At 65.4% G+C, this 20,486-nt stretch carries 25 protein-coding genes; 9 read left to right on the top strand and 16 right to left on the bottom strand.

Features of this window, described 5'->3' with window-relative positions:
- Positions 1 to 301 precede the first annotated feature (301 nt).
- A complete protein-coding gene (locus IM777_RS02620) occupies positions 302 to 1,396 on the top strand; it encodes a hypothetical protein (RefSeq protein WP_071329987.1) in 1,095 nt (364 codons plus the stop codon).
- Between the two features lie 101 nt (positions 1,397 to 1,497).
- Here IM777_RS02620 and IM777_RS02625 read toward each other — a convergent pair whose 3' ends face one another.
- Both IM777_RS02625 and IM777_RS02630 read right to left on the bottom strand, forming a co-directional pair.
- Entirely contained in the window at positions 1,498 to 2,763 is a 1,266-nt protein-coding gene (locus tag IM777_RS02625) for an MFS transporter (RefSeq protein ID WP_194384530.1), read from the bottom strand.
- Positions 2,760 to 4,400: an ABC-F family ATP-binding cassette domain-containing protein gene (locus IM777_RS02630; RefSeq protein WP_194385416.1), complete on the bottom strand. Its 1,641-nt coding sequence runs from the start codon at positions 4,398 to 4,400 to the stop codon at positions 2,760 to 2,762. Before IM777_RS02630 ends, IM777_RS02625 begins: the two co-directional genes overlap by 4 nt.
- A 422-nt stretch (positions 4,401 to 4,822) precedes the next feature.
- Here IM777_RS02630 and IM777_RS02635 point away from each other — a divergent pair, with 422 nt between their 5' ends.
- Positions 4,823 to 5,881, top strand: coding sequence for a hypothetical protein (locus IM777_RS02635; protein WP_194384531.1), 1,059 nt, complete (start codon positions 4,823 to 4,825; stop codon positions 5,879 to 5,881).
- Entirely contained in the window at positions 5,878 to 6,159 is a 282-nt protein-coding gene (locus tag IM777_RS02640; RefSeq protein WP_194384532.1) for a hypothetical protein, read from the top strand. The genes IM777_RS02635 and IM777_RS02640 overlap by 4 nt, the downstream gene beginning before the upstream one ends.
- A gap of 208 nt (positions 6,160 to 6,367) precedes the next feature.
- On the opposite strand, the gene IM777_RS02645 is transcribed toward IM777_RS02640, so the two are convergent.
- The 5 genes from IM777_RS02645 to IM777_RS02660 all read right to left on the bottom strand — a co-directional run bounded on the left by IM777_RS02645 (position 6,368) and on the right by IM777_RS02660 (position 9,738).
- Positions 6,368 to 6,946, bottom strand: a complete 579-nt coding sequence (locus tag IM777_RS02645) for a recombinase family protein (protein ID WP_194384533.1) — start codon at positions 6,944 to 6,946, stop codon at positions 6,368 to 6,370.
- Positions 6,947 to 6,954: 8 nt separating this feature from the next.
- On the bottom strand, positions 6,955 to 7,959 hold the full coding sequence (locus IM777_RS02650; protein WP_228480922.1) for a zeta toxin family protein: 1,005 nt from the start codon (positions 7,957 to 7,959) through the stop codon (positions 6,955 to 6,957).
- Complete coding sequence (locus tag IM777_RS02655; RefSeq protein WP_194384535.1) at positions 7,956 to 8,210, bottom strand: hypothetical protein; 255 nt, start codon at positions 8,208 to 8,210, stop codon at positions 7,956 to 7,958. The genes IM777_RS02650 and IM777_RS02655 overlap by 4 nt, the downstream gene beginning before the upstream one ends.
- A gap of 561 nt (positions 8,211 to 8,771) precedes the next feature.
- Positions 8,772 to 8,900, bottom strand: a complete 129-nt coding sequence (locus IM777_RS17390) for a hypothetical protein (RefSeq protein WP_272872945.1) — start codon at positions 8,898 to 8,900, stop codon at positions 8,772 to 8,774.
- 373 nt (positions 8,901 to 9,273) lie between these two features.
- Complete coding sequence (locus IM777_RS02660; RefSeq protein ID WP_194384536.1) at positions 9,274 to 9,738, bottom strand: nuclear transport factor 2 family protein; 465 nt, start codon at positions 9,736 to 9,738, stop codon at positions 9,274 to 9,276.
- A gap of 92 nt (positions 9,739 to 9,830) precedes the next feature.
- On the opposite strand from IM777_RS02660, the gene IM777_RS02665 reads away from it, so the two are divergent.
- Positions 9,831 to 10,454 carry a hypothetical protein gene (locus IM777_RS02665; RefSeq protein WP_194384537.1) on the top strand — a complete coding sequence of 208 codons (624 nt, stop codon included), beginning with the start codon at positions 9,831 to 9,833 and terminating at the stop codon, positions 10,452 to 10,454.
- 42 nt (positions 10,455 to 10,496) lie between these two features.
- On the top strand, positions 10,497 to 11,156 hold the full coding sequence (locus tag IM777_RS02670) for a hypothetical protein (RefSeq protein WP_194384538.1): 660 nt from the start codon (positions 10,497 to 10,499) through the stop codon (positions 11,154 to 11,156).
- Between the two features lie 1,724 nt (positions 11,157 to 12,880).
- Here the strand turns inward: IM777_RS02670 and IM777_RS02675 are convergent.
- The 7 genes from IM777_RS02675 to IM777_RS02705 form a co-directional block, all read right to left on the bottom strand.
- Entirely contained in the window at positions 12,881 to 13,087 is a 207-nt protein-coding gene (locus IM777_RS02675) for a hypothetical protein (protein WP_194384539.1), read from the bottom strand.
- A gap of 276 nt (positions 13,088 to 13,363) precedes the next feature.
- Complete coding sequence (locus tag IM777_RS02680; RefSeq protein WP_194384540.1) at positions 13,364 to 13,507, bottom strand: hypothetical protein; 144 nt, start codon at positions 13,505 to 13,507, stop codon at positions 13,364 to 13,366.
- 250 nt (positions 13,508 to 13,757) lie between these two features.
- Entirely contained in the window at positions 13,758 to 14,159 is a 402-nt protein-coding gene (locus IM777_RS02685) for a hypothetical protein (RefSeq protein ID WP_194384541.1), read from the bottom strand.
- 209 nt (positions 14,160 to 14,368) lie between these two features.
- The gene (locus tag IM777_RS02690) at positions 14,369 to 14,557 is read right to left on the bottom strand and encodes a hypothetical protein (protein ID WP_194384542.1); all 189 of its coding nucleotides are present in this window, start codon (positions 14,555 to 14,557) and stop codon (positions 14,369 to 14,371) included.
- 272 nt (positions 14,558 to 14,829) lie between these two features.
- Complete coding sequence (locus IM777_RS02695; protein ID WP_228480923.1) at positions 14,830 to 15,111, bottom strand: hypothetical protein; 282 nt, start codon at positions 15,109 to 15,111, stop codon at positions 14,830 to 14,832.
- A gap of 354 nt (positions 15,112 to 15,465) precedes the next feature.
- Positions 15,466 to 16,179 carry an RES domain-containing protein gene (locus IM777_RS02700; RefSeq protein WP_194384544.1) on the bottom strand — a complete coding sequence of 238 codons (714 nt, stop codon included), beginning with the start codon at positions 16,177 to 16,179 and terminating at the stop codon, positions 15,466 to 15,468.
- Positions 16,179 to 16,565, bottom strand: coding sequence for a hypothetical protein (locus IM777_RS02705; RefSeq protein ID WP_194384545.1), 387 nt, complete (start codon positions 16,563 to 16,565; stop codon positions 16,179 to 16,181). The genes IM777_RS02700 and IM777_RS02705 overlap by 1 nt, the downstream gene beginning before the upstream one ends.
- Before the next feature lie 438 nt (positions 16,566 to 17,003).
- Here IM777_RS02705 and IM777_RS02710 point away from each other — a divergent pair, with 438 nt between their 5' ends.
- From IM777_RS02710 to IM777_RS02720, 3 genes are all read left to right on the top strand, one after another.
- Complete coding sequence (locus IM777_RS02710) at positions 17,004 to 17,189, top strand: DUF4192 family protein (RefSeq protein WP_194384546.1); 186 nt, start codon at positions 17,004 to 17,006, stop codon at positions 17,187 to 17,189.
- Positions 17,155 to 17,451 (top strand): lasso peptide biosynthesis B2 protein, encoded by a 297-nt coding sequence (locus IM777_RS02715; protein ID WP_194384547.1) that lies wholly within the window; start codon positions 17,155 to 17,157, stop codon positions 17,449 to 17,451. The genes IM777_RS02710 and IM777_RS02715 overlap by 35 nt, the downstream gene beginning before the upstream one ends.
- A gap of 252 nt (positions 17,452 to 17,703) precedes the next feature.
- Positions 17,704 to 18,117, top strand: a complete 414-nt coding sequence (locus IM777_RS02720; RefSeq protein ID WP_194384548.1) for a GntR family transcriptional regulator — start codon at positions 17,704 to 17,706, stop codon at positions 18,115 to 18,117.
- Between the two features lie 239 nt (positions 18,118 to 18,356).
- Here IM777_RS02720 and IM777_RS02725 read toward each other — a convergent pair whose 3' ends face one another.
- Positions 18,357 to 19,496 carry a DUF6297 family protein gene (locus tag IM777_RS02725; protein WP_194384549.1) on the bottom strand — a complete coding sequence of 380 codons (1,140 nt, stop codon included), beginning with the start codon at positions 19,494 to 19,496 and terminating at the stop codon, positions 18,357 to 18,359.
- A gap of 148 nt (positions 19,497 to 19,644) precedes the next feature.
- Between IM777_RS02725 and IM777_RS17395 the strand changes: the two genes are divergently transcribed.
- Positions 19,645 to 19,773, top strand: a complete 129-nt coding sequence (locus IM777_RS17395) for a hypothetical protein (protein WP_272872946.1) — start codon at positions 19,645 to 19,647, stop codon at positions 19,771 to 19,773.
- 76 nt (positions 19,774 to 19,849) lie between these two features.
- Here the strand turns inward: IM777_RS17395 and IM777_RS02730 are convergent, their stop codons facing one another.
- Positions 19,850 to 20,479: an ABC transporter ATP-binding protein gene (locus IM777_RS02730; RefSeq protein WP_194384550.1), complete on the bottom strand. Its 630-nt coding sequence runs from the start codon at positions 20,477 to 20,479 to the stop codon at positions 19,850 to 19,852.
- Positions 20,480 to 20,486 lie beyond the last annotated feature (7 nt).

Consider the following 20,486-nt stretch of genomic DNA (forward strand, 5'->3'; position numbering starts at 1 on the left):
GTCTATATGCGGCGTGTGCTATCGACGCGAGCTCCGCCACCCCGACGGCTGCGGGTCTTGTGGGCAGGTGAAAGCGCTCATCGGTCGCGATGACCGAGGGGAGCGCGTTTGCGGGCCGTGTGCAGGGTCGACGCGCGACTACGTCTGTGCCACGTGTGGCGCCCCGGGTGAGCAGCACTTCGAGAACACCTGCATCCGCTGCTCCGTCGTTCGAGCCGCCGGCGACCTCCTCGCGTCCGCGACGGGGGTGATCCCCGGGCGTTTGGCCGGGCTCCCGGACGCGCTCGTTTATCGAGGTCGCGTGGACTCGACCATGAGATGGCTGCTCAAGCCCACCCCGAGAGCTCTGCTCCGAGCGATCGGGTCGGAAGAGTCGATCACGCATGCGCGCGTTGACGCGTGTCCGCCTGGGCAGGCGCGACATCATCTCCGTGCGCTCCTGGTCGACGTCGGCGTTCTCCCGGTACGAGATGAGCAGACTGAGCGGCTCGAAACATGGGTCGACGAGTACCTGATCCAGCTTCCTTCACACCATGCCGCCGAGATCACTCCCTATGCACAATGGAAGGTGCTGCGGACTGTGCGGCGGCGGGCAGGACGCCGCCGTACCACGGTCGGTGTCGCAGATTCCGCGCGTGAACGGATCCGCGCGGCCGCGCGACTCCTGCAGCACGTCGAGCAAGAAGGGGCGGGCTTCTCCGCGCTGACACAGGAGGTCCTAGACCGGTGGGTCGGCGGCAACGCAGCCCGCACCGGCGACATCGCACCGTTCATCTCGTGGCTCAGGTCCACCGGCCAGTATCCGGGACTCCGCGTCGAGCGCGGACAGCAGGCCAGGCCGAGCGAGGTCAGCGGGGAGGACGAGCATCACGCTCTGGTCCGCACGTTTATCGCCGGGTCGGACGACACGGTGAGCCTCGCGACCAGGGTTGCCGCGCTGCTCGTGCTCCTTTACGGAGCTCGAACCGACCGCATCCACCGGCTCACCACTGTCGACACCAGTACAGCCGGAGGACGAACGTATCTCGCGCTATCGACAGAACCCATCGAGATCCCGAACTCGGTCGCTCAACTCTTCGCGCAGCTCGTGAAAGAAGCTGAGCAGAATCCGGGGGCGACTCGGCGAGCCGGTGAGGGATCGTATCTATTCCCATCTCCCCGACGACACCACGAGCCGATCCATCCCACGACCCTCGGACGGTGGATAGCGCGGGCCGGGGTCAGCCCGCGGATCGCCCGGAACTACGCCATGCTCGCCCTCGCTAGCGACCTCCCCGCCGCTATCGTGGCCGTTCAGATGGGAATCACGCCGCAGACAGCGAGCCGATGGTCGCAGTTCTCGCAACGCGACAATTCCGAGTTCGTCGCCGCGAGAGCAGATTTCCTCCCCCGCTGAGGGCACATCGGAGTGGGTTCAGGCAGCCGCGGCCCGAGAACTCCAAGCCGAGTCAATTCCTTCCAGGACGCTAACAATCAGGGACGCAGTGCGGCGCTGGGTCAAGTGTCCAGGGGGTGTCTCGTCTCGACGTCCCGCATGCGTCCGGCTAGAAGCGCGACGATGGCGAGCAGCGTCGGCGCGACGCCGGCCACGATGAAGATGGCTGGTATCGGCACGATCAGCGATAGGGGCCCGGCGATGGCGATCGAGACGGGCATGAACGCGATGGAGACGAAGAAGTCGAGACTGGCGACACGGCCGATCATTTCGGGTGGCACGAGGCGTTGAAGCAGTGTGCCCCAGATCACCACGCCGGCTCCTGTGGCAGCTCCGACCGCGAACAGTGTGGCGAGCATCACTATTAGGTTGTTGGCGAGGCCGATGAGCACGAGCGGGAGGGTTCCGCCGCCCCAGAGGCCGATCATCAGTGTCAGGTATCGCCGGGGCAGTTTGAGTGACGACACGATGAGCGATCCGATGGCGCCTCCGATTCCGTAGGCGGCGAGTAGTAGTCCGAACGTTGCTTCGGCGTCGTCGAATCGGTCGCGGGTGAGGAAGGGGAGAAGTACCTCGATTGGGCCCTGGATGATGAGCGCGAGGGATGATCCGAAGATCAGGGTCCATAGCAGCCAGCGGGTGCGGGCGACGTAGCGGACCCCGGCTTTGAGGTCGCCCCACACGCTCGTGCGTTGCTGCGACTGTTCCGGTTCGGTGGTTTCCTCCCGGCGGCTGAGGAACAGTGTGATGACGAACGCGACTGCGTAGGACGCAGCGACGATGACCGCTCCGATGGCGGGGAAGAACGCCCCGACGATGATCCCTCCGAGGGCGGGTCCGAGGCCCTGCCCCATCGAGGGCCGGAGAGCCCCTTCGAGCCCGTTTGCGGCGAGCAGTTGTTCGGGCGGTAGTACTTGGGGGAGGTAGGCGCTGTAGGCCGGGTAGAAGAACGCACTACCCGCGCCCATGGCGAACGAGGCGAGCCCGACATGCCACAACTCGATCGCGCCCGTGAGGGACAGCACCGCGACGGCGGCCATGACCGCCGCGGTGAGTCCCTGCACGGTGATGATGATCCGCCGCTTCGAGAAGCGATCGGCTACCACCCCGCCGAGGACCGAGAAAGCGAAGAGGCCGAGGCTGAGCCCGGTAGCGACGGCTGACAGGGCAAGGGGGCTGTCGTCGAGTGCGAGCACCTGAAACACCATGACGATGGCCCACATGCCGGTGCCGAAGACTTCGATACCGACGGCCGCGAACAGCAGCCGGTAGTCGCGGGTAGCGAGAGGGCGCAGCGCCCGCAGCCGGTCGGGAGTCTCGCGGGTCATACGAGCGCCTCGCTTTCGGTCGTAGCTTCCAGTTGCAGTGCCGGCCAGCCTTCGACGTCGCGGAGAAGCTGCCGGTCGTGGGTGGATACGACAACAGCCGCTTGGGTGGCGTTGAGCGCGTCGGTCAGTTCGTCGACGAGCGCGATCGATAGGTGGTTGGTCGGTTCGTCGAGCAAGAGCACGTGCGGCTTGGTGGCGAGCACCAGGGCCAGCTCGAGGCGCCGTTGCTGGCCCATCGACAGCTCACCTATCTGCTTGCTCGATTCGCGGGCGCGCAGGAGCCCGAGCTGCGAGAGACCGACTGCCTCACGCGATGGAACGAGCGCGTCGACGTGGGCTGCGTAGAACTCGCTCGCGCGACGATCCAGCGGCAGCTCCGACTCTTGGCGCAGAAAAGCGAGCCGCACGTTCTGCGGGCGACGAACGGTGCCGGTGTCCGGGCGGAGGTCTCCCGCTGCGACGCTCAGCAGTGTGGACTTGCCGGCCCCGTTGGGTCCGGTCACTACGAGACGCCCGCGGTGTGACAGAGAGAACGCCGCCGGGCGCGTAAGCCTGCCGGTCACGGTCACGTCCTCCACGCTCAACAGCACCGCTCCGGTTCGGGTCGCAAGCTCCGGGAAGCGAAACACTTGCGGCGGCTCGGGAACAGTCACCGCGTGCGCTTCGAGTTGCTCCTGCCGGCGATGCACGCTCTGCACGAGCCCGCCCGCGCGCGTGGCCCGTCCGTGCTTGTTGGTTCCCTTCTCTGGTCGCCACCCCGAGACGAGTCGGTTCTGCGCCGAGCTGAGACTGTCCTGCAGCCGCGCGAGCTCGGTCTGCTGTCGCTCGAATTCGTGCTCCCACCGTTCGCGCTCGGCGCGCCGGCCCTCGCGGTAGCCGGCATAACCGTTGCCGTACACGCGCACCCGGTCATCCGGGGTCGGGTCGAGGTCCACGATCGTCTCCGCGACGTCGGAGAGCAGCGCGCGATCATGGGTGACGACGACCACGCCGCCGTTTCGCGACCGCAGTTGCGTGGTCAGAAACTCGAGGCCGCTTCGATCGAGGTGATTTGTGGGTTCGTCGAGGAGCAGGAAATCGTCGTCGGCGCCGAGCAGGCACGCCAGACGGACTCGATAGCGCTGCCCGACGGAGAGGTCGTCCAGGCGCCGGGATGGCTCCGTTTCGGCGTCGAGTGCTTCCAACGCGATCTGCACCCGCCGTTCGGCATCCCACGCATCGAGGACTTCGGCGTGTTCCAATGCGGCGGCGTATCGTTCTTCGGCGCCGGGGACGCCTGCGGCGAGTGACACCGCGGCCGAATCGAGGGCCGCAACGGCGGCGAGCGGCTGCGCGATCGCTTCCGCGACCGCCTGGCCCACTGTGCGGTTGCCGCCGGTCGGCATCTCTTGTTCGGCTATGCCGACCGTCCCGAGTCGCTGCACTACTCCGCTGTCCGGGGTGAGAGCGCCGCTGAGGACGTGCAGGAGCGTCGACTTCCCCCGGCCGTTCTCGCCCACGATCGCTACTCGCGAGGTGGCCGTGACCGTGAGGTCGACGTGGCTGAGGACGGGGGTGGCTCCGCGCGTTACGGAGACGTCGGAGGCGATGAGCTGCGCGCGATGGCGCGCTGGTAGAGGGGTGTTGAGGGAGAGCATTCGTATCCTTCGGAAACGACGCACCGCACGGCTATGAAGCGTGCGAGGGTGCGCAAGGTGACGGCGACCCGTGCAGGGTCGAGAACGAGCGGCCGCCGCAGGCTCGGATGACTCAACGAGCGCGGTAGGCCTTACTCAGCCGTCACAGGAAGTACAAATGCACATTCCGAGTGTATCGAACGACGTGATCAGAGCAACCACCGAAGAGACTCCGCCTGGAGTTTGTGGCTCTCGTCAGCGGGACGCGCCTGCCCGGAGATCTCCGCAACAGAGGAGAGGTACAAGCCCACCACACTCGGCGGACGACGATCTGCTAGCTGTCGCTCAAAGGCATGAGCGGATCGACGCGTGCTTGCGAATAGCGCAACCTTCAATATTGCTTCTCCGCCAGTCTGTCGACTGAACGAAGCGGAGAGCTAGTCATGGATAGCGAAGCTCAAGGTGCCTCGAGTGAGAAGGCGCGCACCGAGAGTGAGCGCCTTGAGCGAAGGCGCGAGACGAGACGGCGCTACCGCGAGCGTCATGCTGACGAGCTGCGCGAGCAGAGCCGGCAATGGAAGGCCTCGCATCCCGAGAAGGTGAAGGAGCACCGGGTGCGATATCGCGCAGCGCACCTCGAGCAGATACGCGCATCCAATCGCGAGAGCGCGCGCGTCAAACGTGCTCAGGATCGGAAGTCTGCCACCTCGGCGAAGCGTCGGCGCGCGAAGGGGCGTGAGCGATACGCCGCCGATCCCGAGGCGCACCGTGAATACCAGCGTGAGCGTCGTGCTGCGCAGCGCGCGGCAGATCCGGAGGGCTATCGTGAGGCGAAGAAGCAGCGCACCAAGCGTTGGCGCGACAGCCATCGTGACGAGCAGAACGCCAAGCTCCGTGCGAAGCACCGCGACAACCCCGAGGTAAAGCGCGCCGCCGCAGAGCGGTACTACGCTGAGCACGGCGACGAGGTGCGTGAGCGCCGCCGCGCGTACTACTGGGCCAACCGTGAACAGCAACTCGAGACGCAGCGCCGATGGCGTGCGAGAGAGAAACGTCGGCGCGAGGCGGGCCTGCCGCCGCGGAGGCTACACCGCGTTACGGCCGCCGAACGCGCCGCGAATGCGAGCGAAGCAGAAGAATTCTTCTCACGGGCACGCACTCGTGAAGAGGTGAAGCAGATGCGGCGCGGGCCCAGAACAAGCACCCTCGAGCTTGCGCAGTGGAACCGGGCAAGCATGCGCGCCCGTCTCGCTTCCGCGATCACTGCCGACTCTGACGCCGTCAAGCCTGTCGCGGCAAGCGAGGGACGCCGCGAGAGTGAGAACCTGACGGCACGACGCCTCAAAGCGAAGGCTGCGGCAGCCGAAGAGGAACGGATGGACGCCATCGCCCGCGAGATCAACGACAGACTTCGCAAAACGCCTCGCCGCGCGCAAGTCCATCGACCGGGATATGCGCCAACCCCCGCAACACCGACAACGTCCGAAGGACTATCGCTATGAACGACAACTCCCAAGCGCGCCCCGCGCTGAACCGGTCAGATGTCGAGGCGGCCCTCGCCCGAATCGCGGTCGCCACATTCACGTACTATCCCGAGAAGGCAACCGAGGAGCCCGGCTACCTCGTGGATGAAGATGTCGACTGGGCCATGGGGCCGCTCCGGGCGATGGATGCTGGCGAATTCGAGCGCTGGCGAGAGCGCGTGCTTGCGGTGATCTCTGATGCTTCTCAAGATCGTCGAGCGTTCCTCGCCGACCTCATGGCGCTGGCGGAAGACTAGGACGGGCAACCCTCCGAACGCGGAGAATGTAGTGGTCGCGACCGGCTGCGTGCCGGGCTTTCGCGACGTATGCTCACTCGCTGCGCTCGCTCCGCTACTTCACGGTCCCGGCACTCCGCCGCCCGCGACCACTGGATGCGCGATTGTCGAAAGATGCCGAGGAGTGGGGTCCAAACAGGATGCCGTGACCATGGCCCGCGCGAGCTGCTTATGTCGCTTGAGGCTGAGCTGCTGAGGGGGCGACTGCCGCCTTGAGCGCGCGCCGGACTGCAGACTCGCTGACCCCGAGCGCACGGCCGATCTGAGCATACGAACGCTTCTGTGTCCGGAGCTCCCGAGCGATCCCGATTCGCTCTGGCGTCATCACCCGCGGACGGCCGGGACGCCGGCCGGCGGCGATCGCAGCATCCAGGCCCTCGCGTGTCCGGACACTGATGAGTCGCCGGCGCAGTGCATCCAGCGTGTCGAGCACATCGCCAGGCGCGGCGGCTGCGTCCGGTGTGGTGGACAGTGCGGGCTCGGCGAGTGAGTAGATGTCGATACCGCGCGCCCTCAGCCGCGCAACCGTCGCGACGAAGTGATCGACCGACGACGACAACGAGGCTGCACTCGGAATAAGCAGAGTGTCGCCCCTCTTGAGCGAGTTCAAGCATCGCTCAAGATCGGGGCGCGGGCCGGATGTCGCACCGCGGCGGTCGGTGAACACTTGGGATGCTCCGGCCCGCCGCAGTGCGGCGGCATCCTCCGCGACGCCGTCTCCCGACAGCACCTCGCGGACGTAGCCCACTGTTCGGCTCATAGCGAGATGCCGCGGTCGATCTCCGGGCCCGCGACCACCGGAGCCGGCTGACGCTCCGGGCGCTGGTCCGTCGGCATAGCTTGTCGGAGTGCGACGAGTTGCCGGCCGAGATTGGCTTCCGCAAGAGGTCGAGCCTGGGAGTCTTTCGGAAGCGGCAGGTCGGGGACTACCTCACGGAGCCCGAGCTCATGTAACTCGATGAGCACCTCCGCCAGCGGCCGTGCCACTTGACGCGACGAGAGCGCAAAATCCGTCGTCGCCCGCAGCTCGGACAGCCATCGCATCGCCTGTGGCGCCGGCAGGGGAGCGGCGTTCTCCCGGTCGATGGTGGCGAGCGCCCCCTGGAACCCGGACGCATCGGTGCGCGTCGCGTTGAATCGCGTGGTGCCGTCGCGTCCGATGATCTTGAGGCGGTCGACGCTCGGCGCCGCTTCCAGGGTCTGAACGAGTGCTCGAACGTTCTCGAGGCTCGCGTCGTGCTCGGCGACAGTCGTGAACGGCGACGTGCGACCAGCGTGCGCATCGACGAGGTATCCGGACGCTGTCGCGAGCAGGCTCTCGGATCTCGGGACCGTGACCACAGCGACCGTCGTCGTGAAGCCGCTCTTCGCGAAGAGGCTCGCCGTCGCCAGCGCGACATCGGAGGAACTGCCCGTGCCGTCGAGGAGAAGTGATCGCCGCGTAGTCCGTGCATACTGCAGCGCGCTACGCATCCATCCGGACGTTGACTCAGTCAGGATTAGGCTCGCTTCAGACGAGCGCGAACGTGAGAGCTCAAGGTAGCGCGGGTGAAACGCCCGCAGGTCGCTGGCGCTGAGTGCAGCGATCTCGCGCCCGTCGACGAGTTTCCCAAACGCCCTTGCGGCCCCCACGCCGAACTGACCTGTTGCGAGTATCAGTTCGGGATCAGTGGCCGACGGACCATGCGCGAACACCACCGGGCGGATGCGTCGCTCGAAGATAGCCTGCAAATCGCTCTCAGACGATGCAACGCTACTCACGACTGGTCCACCATGTGCCGGCCGACGCGTTTGTTGACTTCGTTGACGAAGCCGTCGACGGCTTGACGATCGAATCCGTCGATCGCCAAGAGCTCGAGTCGGAGGGATGCGGCCTGTGTCGCGGCCGCGTCGATATCGAGTTCGCCTCGCTCGGCAGCTTCGAAGAGCTTCGCCGTCGCGCTGTTGAGCGCTTCGCATGCGAGATTGAACCGCACCGCATCGTTCGTGCGCCACGCCGACGTTCCGGGCATGATCGGGCCTCCGGTGTGCATTCTATCGATGCGCCAGAAACGTCGAGACACAATAGTGACGGCAAGGAGCTTGCACGGCCTCAGCCAACCGCGGATGAGCCCCGCGTGTTAATCGCACATGCACCCCAGCACGGCCCGACCACTGCGTCGTGCGACCAGTTGGCCTCTTTGGGTGGTCATCGTGATCGGGGCGCACGGCGTTTGTCGCTGCGCGCAGGGAGCGGTTGTTGGTGACCCTGGGTAGTAGCTCGGCATGGACGACGGTTCAGTCGCTCGTGTTGCTCGCCGTGCGGCGCCGGCGCCAGATCAATGCGATGAGTGATCCGCCGGACAGAAGCAACAGTGAGCCGTTCAACACGAGGGCAGTCCACTGAGGGTCGCCGCGCAAGAGAGAGACTGCGACCGCGCCGATGGATATCCCCCCAGATACCCCCGCGATCCGTCTGAGGACTTCCTCGATACTCCAGGAATTCTCGCGATCGGGGCGCTCGTCACGCGGTCGAGAACGGCGTTCTTGCTGCGCTGCGCGCCACTCCGGCACTGCCCGCCTCGCAGTGAGCGTTACGACGACCAGGCCGGTCGCGAGGAGCGTGCACCCGACAAGAGGCCTGCGGGGATGGTGATGAAGAAGAGGCCGAGCCCAGAGAGGATCACGCCTGCGGTGAGGAGTGCCGCGTGCTTCTCTGACATCACAACTCCCTCTCGAGTCACCTTGGCGCATGCCGAGAGACTACGAGGTAATCGTCGGTGCGATCCAGTACTTGACACCCATCTGTGCCGCGGCGAGAGCCGGCGCGCTATCGATGCTAGGCAGATCTTCGACTCGTACGAATGCGTCAGTCTCGGCGCAACCTACACGTCGCGGTCACAGCCTCAGCTTGGGATGGCCGGCGTTCGTCCCGCCACGCGGACCAAATCCTCTGAGGTCGTCGTCGCTGCGCCGCCCCTCCAATCGGCTTGGCGCAGGGTTGTCGACCGTGCGGTTCGGGCGAGCACGCTTGCGCGCACAACCCATCCGTGAGCATTCGGTGCGGTCCCCGTCGCAGCGGCGGCACTGCGGCGCCTACCCGTCCTCGAATCTCAAGCGGATCTCATCTTCATTGGGGGTGGGATCTACGTCGAACCGCGTGCTCGCGTCTCGATGAGTGATGAGCCACCGGCCGTCAATGCGGCGATACTGGTCGCGGTAGGTTCCACCGGTCCTGACCCAGCGGCCGCTGTGCAGGTGCACGAGGACTGCCACGTCGCACTCGCCGTGGGCGGTGTCGCCGTCGACCGAGACGGTGTGGTTCGTCGTCCAGTGGACGTATTGAGGGAAGGTGCGCCACTGCGCTTGCACAACGCGCGCGATCGCTTCGCGCCCTTCGAACCTTGCATCGTCGTCGATGTGCCAAACGCCGGTTGGTGCCCAGACGGCGAGGAATCGGTCGAGGTCTCGCTTGTCGGCGCCGTGGCAGTACTCGGCAGCGAGCCGGTGAATCGCGAGCTCACTCTCAACACGGTCCAGGCGACGTTCCACCTCGTTCACACGCACACTGTCTCACAAGCGCCGGCACCCCCGCGCCGCGCATGACGGTCCATTTTTCAGCGCCACGATCCTGCCGCCTCTATCGTGGTGGAGTGCGTGGGATCGAGGTCGATGAACGGGACGCATTGTGGGAATCAAATGATCCGCGTTATCGGATCTACGTCTTCGCGGGTGCTGGTTCGGCGGTGACCACGGTTGATCTCGTCGATGCGACTTTCAAGGATGCGGAGTGGTCTGCGACCACTCTTGCGGGCGATGACAACCTGTGGTCGATCGCACTGGTCGTCGACGATTCCGATCGCGGTCGCGGCCTGATTTGGCTGGTCGGGGGCGACTATAACTCGCCCCCGCGGTCGCCTCGCGAGTGGCAGATGCGGGCGCAGATGCAAGACCGCCTGCTCGCGCACCGAAGCCGCAAGAGACTGCCGCTTACGCTCCCGGACGGGCGGCGCGTCATCCGCCTCTTTCCGGATTGGGGACGGGAGTGGCCGTTCTGGGAATCCTTCAGCGAGGGGTACACACTCGACGCTGAGGACCTGCCGCTGAGCGATGAGCTAGCCGGCGAAATCTATGCCTGGAATGCCGCTTGGCAGGACAGAGCGGAAACCGATCCCCTACCAGATGGGTGGATCGAACACGGCCGACACCTCCACGCGAGGATGCAGACAGAGCTCGACACGATCGCCGAGGTGCGACCGGGCTTCGAATTACGCTGAAGCCACCGCTCCGGCAGGGAGCGGAAACCGGTCGTCTTCCGGGTGACGGCGCGACTCGAATCCCGTTTCGCGCATCAGGCCACCACGTCGGTCAAGGATGCCGCCCGGCTGGCAGCCACGCGCTCGTTCGAGGGGACAAGCCGTCAAGTCGCAACGCCCGTGTTGGTGGTGGAGATGTCGACCGCGTGGACCGTAGTCTGTCCGAAGCCTAAGAATGGAGGTGTACTCACGATGAGAGGTTCGGCTGGCAAGCTCTGCGCTGTCGCATTTGCACTCCTTGCGCTTAGCGGATGCGCGTTAGAAGGCGAGGGCAGCTCAGCGGGCGGCGGCGCCATTGAGGTCGCCGTAGTGCAGACCTGTGAAGCCGGCTCCTCATCAGACTGCGTCGTGATCGAAGGCGAACATGTTCTTGTGACTGACGAGTCTTTTGAGACGGTTGACGTGGAAGACGTTGCTGCGGCCGACGGCGAGGCGGGTAGCTCTGTCACTCTCGGTCTTGGAGAACGCGGTGTCGCTGTGCTTGGGGCGGCCACGACCGATGCAGTCGAAGCCGGCAAAGACGCGCGCCTCGTCATTAGGGTCGGCGACGACATGGTGTCCGCCGTAACAGTCATGGAGCCGATACACGATGACCAGCTCACGATCACCCTCTCGGATGGCCTCGACCCGGAGCAGTTTGTCGACCAGATCCGAGGATCGTGATCGAGGTGCAACGAGGCGCGCGGCCTAGTCGAGGAGACCGAGGACTGCGATCTGCGAGCCATCGAGATCGACCGGTATGACCGCACCCCTCCCGCAGCTCCGTTCTTCGTCGGAGTCGAACGATGGCGGGGTGACCTGCCGTCCGTGCACCGCTGTTGCGACGCTGGTTTACAGCCGAGGACCAGCTGAACGGGGGAGCGAGTGTCGTCCCGGTCGGTTCGGAGCGCCTGCTCGGAGCTGACGATCTCGCGGTCGTTGGGGAAACGATCGAAGGGTGCCTGGCTGGTGTGCGGGAGAAGGATGGCGCGGTCGATCTCTTGCCACCGCTCGAGCCGCTCACGGCCCGCATGATCTCGCCCCTGTTCCTGTCCGAGGTTGACCGCATCTCGCTCGTCCGCTGATAGGTTGCGGCGATGGGCCGTTTGTAGCCGGATGCAATTCGGGAGTGCGGGCGCCTCGCCGCTGGCGCCGGCATGAGACCTTGATGATTGGGAGAGCGGAAGTGCGTAGATTCTTCCTGTACCTGGCACTCCTACTCGTACCGGCCGCGCTGTCGGCATCCGGCCTGATGCTCCTTCTGATCGGGATCTCTCAGTCCGACGCGAACGACACGGAGCGCGTATGGTCTGCTATCTCTGGCGTAGTACTGATTGCGGCCGCAGTTACTTGCGCGTTCGTCGTCGTCCGCGCCGAACGAAAGACTCACCGAGCCATGATGGATGGCACCGACGGGGCGCTCTACGAGATCGAAGCGAATTCTGCCGACCCGCACCACGATCGATAGTCCCCCCACGTGAGACCGGAGGCGTTCACGTGGCGACACTTCATCGCGTTCGTGAAGATGCGTGCGTGGGCGGTTATCCCCGTAGTCGCGATCATTTGGGGCGTAGCTCCTCTCCAGGTCGACGGAAAATGGGCCCTCACACTCATCACCCTGCTCCTACTCGGCGTGGTCCACGCCATCGAGTACATCGTGCTCGGGCGTCGCGAGGCCAGAGCCTCCTCTTCACGTGCAACTGATCGCGAATCACGCGATGAAGGCAGCCACAGGCGCCAGCCCCGAAACCGACAAACATCGCCTTGAGCTTTCTCCCGGCTTCTCCGATGTCCCGGTGAGTCAATACACGGTCGGCTTACGCGCGTGATGCGGTCATGTTCTCTCAAATCGCCTGGCCGGCAATCCACTCCTTCATGATCGACACAACTCGTCGCATGTGTCTTCGTCCGATTCGGCCAGCAACCGTATAACGCGGGAGACTTCGAAGCATTGGCGCTCGTTGCCGGCGCTCGGAAATCATCGCCGAACTTTTGCCAGTCGGCATCTTCCCTTCGGCGCACGAGGACATTGCCTAAGAAGGTCGCCGCCGAGTCCTGAAGGCCCGCAGCCTCCATGTCGTCTTTTCGTTCTCGAACGAGCGCCGCGAGTGAGTCGATGTCGCTCGCCAGAAGAGTTGGATCCGTCCCGCGCGATGTGCAGAACGTCACAAAGTCTTCGTACCCGGTCAGATGCCGAACCGCCGGTTGGGAGCCCACCTCGGTATACGCGTCAAATCCACGCGTAATCGGAGGTGCGGTCGACGAAGCCGGCCCAGGAAACAGCAGCTCGCTCGTCAGCCGAGCATACGACGGCGTTCACGATCTCCGCCGATCGATGCGCCGGCGGAAGGTCGACGCACGAAGGTCGGTCCATTACCGGGACTTTGGGACCAGCAACGGGGTCAAGTTCACCAGCGCTTACGCCACAGCCCGGCCCAGAGTGCGAAGACGAGCGCCACCACGCCGAGGATGATGGAAAGAAGCGCCCAACCCCATCGAGGCCAACTGATCCCACGGCCCGTAGACACCTCCCCCAGCTCCGCTGGCGTCTGCGTCACGAAGACAACTGCGGCATAGATCAAGAGCGCAATACCGAGCACCCCGAAGGCGATCACAGCCCATCTCGCTGGCTTACGGGACGGCTTAGGCATGCGCAGACGATATCGCTATTCAAGGAGCCGGTCGCTTAGCGTTCGACACTGGCCCGTTCGGAACTTGGCCGTGAGTAGATCGCGTCAACGATCCACGCGGCCGCTCGTCAGGGCTCCCGCCAGGTCCTTCGCGGTGTCGGCTTCCGCGAGAAGCCTTGGGGGTGTAGCTGACATGATCGAATTATTCGACAACAACGTCCGACTCGCGTAGTCCGGGTACCCGCACTTTCATCTGCCAGATCACGTCCCTGAGCAGGCTTCTCTCAACTGTGTTGATGGATTCCGGGCGATCAGGAGTGCCTCGACGCGGTCGGCAATGGCGGTCGTCTCCGCGAGCACCTGGCGGACACCGTCGGCATTGTCGGCATCGTCGCGATTTCTCACGGACAAAGCATCGCACTCCGTGCACATGCATGGGGGAGTTCCTCTGGAGTGTGCGACGCCCGCGCGCCGGTAGTCCTCCGTTCCTATCGCAGCGCTGATCCCCTGTTCCGTCGCGCTGAGCTGCGAACGCAGCAGATCGGATCCATCACCGCGCAGAAATCGGCGCCGATTCCGAAGGTCTGTGCCGGTGAGTGGATTCCGCGAATCGGATTGTCCAGCGTGCGGACAACTGTGGGTCTGCAAGCGGTCTTCAGTCGGTAATGACTGTCACGCTCTCACTGAGTTGAGCACGTTCTCCGTCGCCGATCTGGGATTCAGGGAACCGGAAGGTACCTAGTTCAATCCGGGTCCCGCTCTCCAACTCGACCCCGACTCCGAGACCATCACCGCAAAACACATTGTAAGAGGCCTCGGGCCGTGCCTCGACGAGGCAGAGTATGTCCCCGTCACCCCGCGCCATGTAGAGGTCCGCGCTCTCAACCTCGCCCACAAACCGGGTGGAGCCCGGCTCGACACCGGTCAACGACGACGCATTGGGAATGATGTCGCGTTCCGTCTGCTCGACCTTGAACTCTGGAAGAGGCGCGGCTGCGCAGGACGACAGCATGAGCGACACGGACAGCAGAACGAAAACCTTCCCGGGTAGTCGCATGTCCGCAACCTATCAGTTGCTTCGCCTGATCCTGTGCCGCGCGCAGATCTCGCCGGCGGGTTGGCCCGCGATCGCGGCATGTGCGGCCACCGTGGCACTCGCCTCGGCCGTGCTCATTCCTCCGCGGCAACCCGTTCAACGGTCGGTTCCTCCGCGCGGGCGCGTGCGCGACAGCCTTAGTGGAGGCGCATGCCCCAGAGGGGCTGCTGTCAGCTCCGTCGCTGCTGCGGGCCGCTCCCGCGTCGCCGCCGGCGTAGCCACACGATGCTGTAGACGAGGAGTGCGAGGAAGGCGGCGACCGAGAACACCACCCAGCTCGCGCGCTTGGATCCACATGCGAGCGGTGCGGGGCTGCTGCCGCGCTCGGTGCCGCCTCCGAAGCTCTCCAGGCCGCGCACTCCGCAAACGGTGTCGTGCGGTGGTTCGATGAACTCGCACGCGACGCCAGCGACGAATAGGCGGCCCACCAACGTGTGTTCAGAGGCGCGGCGACGCCCATGCTCGACGCGGCCCTACCGCCACGGAGGCCGCGTGAGGCCGCGACAAGTGGGGAGCGTGGAGGCCACCGCGTTCGGTGCGATCTATGTCGATCACCTGGCCACGAATCGAAGAATAGAGGCAGTGAGCAGTCCCGCGCCTCGCAGATCGAGTCTTTCCGGCTTGGGGTGGGTCACTGCTGCGTGTGAGTGAGCGGTGTGACGGCGGAGGCCCACACCCACGCTTTCAGTTCCTTGCCTCCGATGAGGAAGCGGATCGCGCACGCATCCGCCGTCCATCGGCATACCTCTGCGTCGACGAGCGCGGGCGTTCCGCCGAAGCGGACCCAGGCGCGAGCTGGTTTCGGTTGAGGGTCGATTGTCACAGGGGCGGAGTCAAGTTGCAGTTCCTCGGGGGAGAGGGACTGCAAGGGGCCGGCTTCGGCAGCGATGCGTTCCAGAATGCGGGCGTCCATCCGTCGGTCGACGCTCGCTGCATATCGCCTACTCGTCCCCACGGTGATACCTCTCGACCACGACCAGCATAATCGCGTTCGAATAAATGTTCTATGCGGTGGCGAGCGTTCTGGCGTGGGGCGCTTGTTCGTGAAGGGAGTTGCCTGTGAGTAACTCACTCGCCGCGCTGGTCGTTTCGCTTACTGTGGCGCGCATGATCCATGACGACGGGTACAGCGTTGCGGCGACCCCGCAGTGCCCTCCTGTGCGACGTTGCTGCGCCCTGGGTCGGTCGGGTACTGGTGCGCGACGTGCGAGATCGTCGTGATCGGCGTCTGAGGAGCACGCTGCGGCCAGGCTTGGCGGGGGACCGGTCAGCGCCAGGTTAGGTGGTGCAGGCGCATTGCTCGTTGGAGGTCTGTGTCGGTGGGGTTGACGAGCTGGGCGTGGGTGTGGAGCAGGTTTCGGCCGTGGGGGTTGTCGCCGGGTCGCTCGTAGATGGCCCACAGTGCGAGGTCGTCGCCGTGGCGGGAGCCGAAGTAGACACCGTCGTATGCCGGCTCGCCATCGGTGTTCGTTGTTTCGTATAGGTCGACGGTCAGTCGGTGTGTGAGGTCGCGGGGGTAGGCGCGTTTGAGTGCGGCGGCATCGAAGTCGTCGAATCCGAGTTTGAGGGCGTGGTCGAGGTATGTCGGTCGCAGGGCGGCGACGGTGCTCGAGTCCCGCACGTTGACGTAGGAGCCCTGTAAGTGCGCGGTGGCGGTCATGCGTCCGTGCATCCACTCACGCGGGATCGAGCCCGCAGTCGGCACGGGGAAGTGAGCCGCATCTTCAGGGTCTTCGTCGATCCCTGCGAGGAGATCACTGCCGTCGGCGTGCCGGTCGGGGCGCGCGTAGGCGAGCGTTTCCACGAACGCGCCAAAGAGCGTCTCAGCCGCGTAGGTGGTTCGAAATGCGACGTTGGGGTCGTCCCAGCGGGCTTTGCCGGCGTATGGAGGGTCGATCCATGCCCAGGGGTCGGGTGCGCGGCCGACGCGATACACGGTCGCGCCGGCCGGGTCGATCACCGTGAGGTCGGGTGAGGCCATCAGGCGCCGACGAACCCTTTCGCGGCGGCGAGGACTTTGCTCATCGCGTCCTCGCTGTTGTCCTCGTGGAGCACGCGGGCGGGGGAGCGGTCGCCGAGCTGGGGGTTCATTCCCTGGAACCAGGTCGCTGCGACACCGTCGCCTTCGCTCAGATCGATGAGATGTGCGACCTGATGTGCCAGGCGCAACCTGCGCGCTGTATTGGTCGCCGGGGTGCGTTCCCCGTCAGCCCACGCGCGGACCGCGCGAGTCTCTGTCACGTTCGCGATGTATGCCACGAGTTTTGCTCCCAACCTGACCCGCAGGTCAGCAACGATCTGCGGTGTCGACTGGCGGATCGAGTCGTTGTAGGCCGTCAGCTTGTTGGCCTCAATGGTGGCGGACATGGCTCCACGATACCAGCGACACCAATAGAAAAAGCAGTCAAAATAACATCCCAGATCACACGGATGAGTACGTAACCTGCTGCTTGTTGTGCGCGCCTGCTGAGGTGAGATCGACACCCCGGCCACCAGGCCGGGGTGCCACGTCGGCGACGGAGACCGGCGGGCCGGCACGGAGGCCGTCCTTTGGTCGGGCGCTGACGCGCCCGCCAGTGATGTTCTCGCCCTGTGCGGGTCGTTGCTCTGCCGTGGAGCCTTCGCATCGTACGGTCGCCCGTGCTGCGCACAAGCCGCTCCGCGAACGCGGTCGCTTCGATCCCTTATTTCGCCCGCGCATTCTCGCCTGCGCGCCCTGACGGGTTGCGCTACGCCCGTTCTCCCTGCTCGGCACATTCGTGCCTCCACGGCAGAACAACGGGGGAGGGGAAAGGAACCGAGACCATGAGCATGATCGTCAAGGCCACCAGTGCAGGCGCGTTTCTGAGCATGATTCCGGGAGTGCTGGGGTACGCGCCCGTGCGGTCGCTGGTGCTGGTGCCGTTCGTTCAGGGCCGCACCGTTGGAGCGATGCGCGCGGACATGCCGCCGGTCGATGCCCTACGCCGTACTCAGCCGCGCACGGGATGAGGCCCCCACAATCAGCACGACCTGTCGTGGAAGTTCCGCTTGCCTCGTCCGCTCGACAGCGGTTGCGCTCCTCTGCCGGTTGCGCGGTTCGTGGGCAGACTGGTGCGTCGGTGTGATGGCCGAGCCCCCGTTTCAGGCCCACGCCTGGGCCGAAGCCGAAGGACGAATCGTCGACGAAGCAGGTGAACGCGACGAGCTCAGGGAACTCTTCCGTGTCGAGATTCCGACCAGACCCCGTCCGACGAGAGCTGAAGGGAGGTGAGAGAAGATGCAAACAACGTATGTCGCTCCGACTGTGACGCCGATGGGTAGCTTCCAGCAGGAGACCGGTGTGTTCCTGGCCTGGAGTCTCGAGGTGATCCCACCGATCGGTGACTGGACGCCTTGAGTCCCGATCACCACCACGCAATTATCAGGTGTCGCCTGCTGTTCGAATGACAGAACCGACAGCAGGCGACCTCTCAGCAATCGAAGCGTTGATCTGCAAGAAGCGCGTACAGGGGAAGGTGACGGGGTGATCAGCGAACAGCGTCCGATAGCCGCGACCGTCTGCCGCGATCTCGAAGACAGGATCCTCTCCGAGACTCTGAGCGCCGGAGAGCAAGTGCCATCGTGGGGGGCGTTGTCGACGGAATACGGCATCTCATCTTCAACAGCCGCTGCAGCAACGAACAGACTCACGCGCAGAGGACTACTCGAAAGGCGGAGAGGCATCGGGCTCTTCGTGTCCCCGGCAGCGCGGGAGGAGATCGTCCGGGAACGGAGCGCCTCATTCGACGAGAAGTACGTGGCACCACTGCTGGAGGAGGCGCGCCGGCTGGGCTACAGCGTGGACGACCTTCTCGCGCTGCTGGACGGGCGAGCCTGGGAGGCCGGTTCGCCGCCTGAAACGGCGGGCGAGCCGAGCGGCCATCGTTACGGTCGTTAGGGCATCGATGTAGCGATTTCGAGAACGATCGTTTCCGGGAGGAGCGCAGTGCGACCGGATCTCGGTGCTCAGAAACGTGTGCCAGATCGAAAACCGCCAACGGCACAAACGGTTTCGGTACGGAGTTTCGAGACGTCGTTCAGTGAGCGGTAGTAGCGCGCGCGGGTCGGATGCGAAGTCGCGCGTCGCGCCCGACTCGGCAAGTCTGTCGCTGGCGGCGTTCGTTCCCTTGAGACGAATCACGTTCGCTGGCGCCACCGTGCGACGACGAGCCCGACGAGAGTAATAGCGACACCGATTAGCAGAACGGGCGACTCGAACGCCAGGGCCGCCGCGGCGCCTGCAAACGCTATGAGCAACACGGCATCCAGAGCCCAGATCATCCGCACCGCTGCGCCGAGGTCGCCAACCGGCGTCGGGATCGGCGCCAATAGCGTCGGCGGGAGTGGGCCTTTCAGTGCATTGCCAACGCGAGCCATCAGGGTGAGTACTCCAAGCGCCAGCGAACTGAGAATCGGCGCGAAGGCGCTCATCCCGGTGACAAACGAGCACACGACAACAACCGTAAGGAGCACGACGACCGTCACAGCCAAGGGAAAGAGTGCATGGTTGGCGAGCAGATGCTCGTCGCTGATCCCGTACAGCGGGAAGTCTGCCGCGACACTCGCGGCGTGCCGGATGCCGTCCGTGAATGGGCCGAGGCCGCCGAACAAGGTCAGGCCGGCTGCGGCCCCAAGCGCCCAGCCTGGCATCGCGGGTGCGAAAGCGAGCGTGATGAGCGTCCCGGCGGTGGCGAGGGCGATGACGCCGACGACGAGCCGACCCGGTGTGCGGACAGCCCCGATCGCGTCACGGATCAGGAACACCGCCGACCGACGCCGGATCGCTCGGACGGCGCGGAGGCGGCGGCGGCCCGCGTGGGGCTCCCCCTGGTAGATCGTTACGGCAGAGCTAAACTCCATGCCGGTCGCATAGGTGGCCGCGGACTCCCACCGCGCGGCCTGCGCCATCAGCTCGGCGAGACCGAGCCGATTCAGCAGCACCGGCACCGCGGCGACGAGGGCGGCCGTCAGCGCCGTCAGCGCGACGAGGGTGTGGGGCGAGCCGCTGCCGGGATATGCGAGCCCAACCCACCCCCAAGGGGTGAACGGCTGCATGAACGGGACGGCAGCGGTGAACGCGGCAAGCGCGAGGACACCGAGTGCAACCGGCACCGCAGCGCGCGGGAACACTTGTCCGGCGAGCCAGGCAACGGTGGCGACGATGCCAACGAGCGCGCCGACCGCGGCAAACATCGCCGTGCTGAGCGGATCGGCCAGGCCATTACTCGTCAGACTGCCGCCGACCAGCCCGGCAGCGAACGTGGCCAGTCCGGTCACGAGTGCGCCAGCGCGCAGCACAGGCCCGCGGAACGTGTCAGATCTCGGTAGGTCGCTGGTAGCGAGAGCGTGGGTCGGAAACGGGGGCAATACGGCGGGGCCACGGTCTCGGCCCAGGATGAGCGCTCCCGCCCACAGGCCCGCAGCGGTGAGCACCGTGACTCCCGGAGCGGCGGTCGAGGCGAGCACCGCGATCCCTTCCGCGCTCGTCAGGCTCAACCACACGGCGCGCGCGATCGGCGTCACCGCCACCACGGCGACCATGAAGACCATGTAGGCGGCGTATGCGCGATCGGTGCCAGTGCGGACGTTACGCGAACGCCACACCCGTATCGCTGCTGTTGCGCGGCCGGTCATGCCGCCCCATTCAAGTCGAGCGTGTGATCGGCCAGCCCGTCCGCGATGACCTGACTGTGTGTGGCGATCACCAATGTCGCGCCCTGGCCGCGCCTCGCGTCCAGTACGTCAATCACCGACTGCACATGCTCCGGATCCAGACGCTGTTCCGGCTCATCGAGAATCAGCACCTCAAATGGTCGGGCCAGCACCAGCGCGATGCCAAACAACTGCGCCTGCCCAGACGACAGCTCGTGAGGGAACCGCTCCCCGAGCGCGGCCAAACCCAACTCTGCGACCACCCCACGTGCAAGCTCTGACGCCGAAGCCGGCTCATCCAGCCACGTCGTGGCAACCAATAGGACGTGATCGAACACGGTGAGGTCGGGAGCCATCGGCGGCAGACCGATCATCGACGCGACGCGCCGACGGAACCCACTGTCACGCTGCACGACGGCAGCTCCACCAATCCGCACCACCCCGCTCGACGGTTTACGCGCACCGGCCAGCACTCGCAGCAACGTCGACTTGCCGGTCCCGTTCCTTCCGCGCACCACCAGCGCCTCGCCCCGATTCGCCACTACCGAGACGGGAGCGAGGAGCGTCACGTCACCCGCCGTAACGCCGACCTCATATACCTCGATCATGTATCCA

It is taken from the genome of Microbacterium luteum, assembly GCF_015277875.1.
Classification (GTDB): domain Bacteria; phylum Actinomycetota; class Actinomycetes; order Actinomycetales; family Microbacteriaceae; genus Microbacterium; species Microbacterium luteum.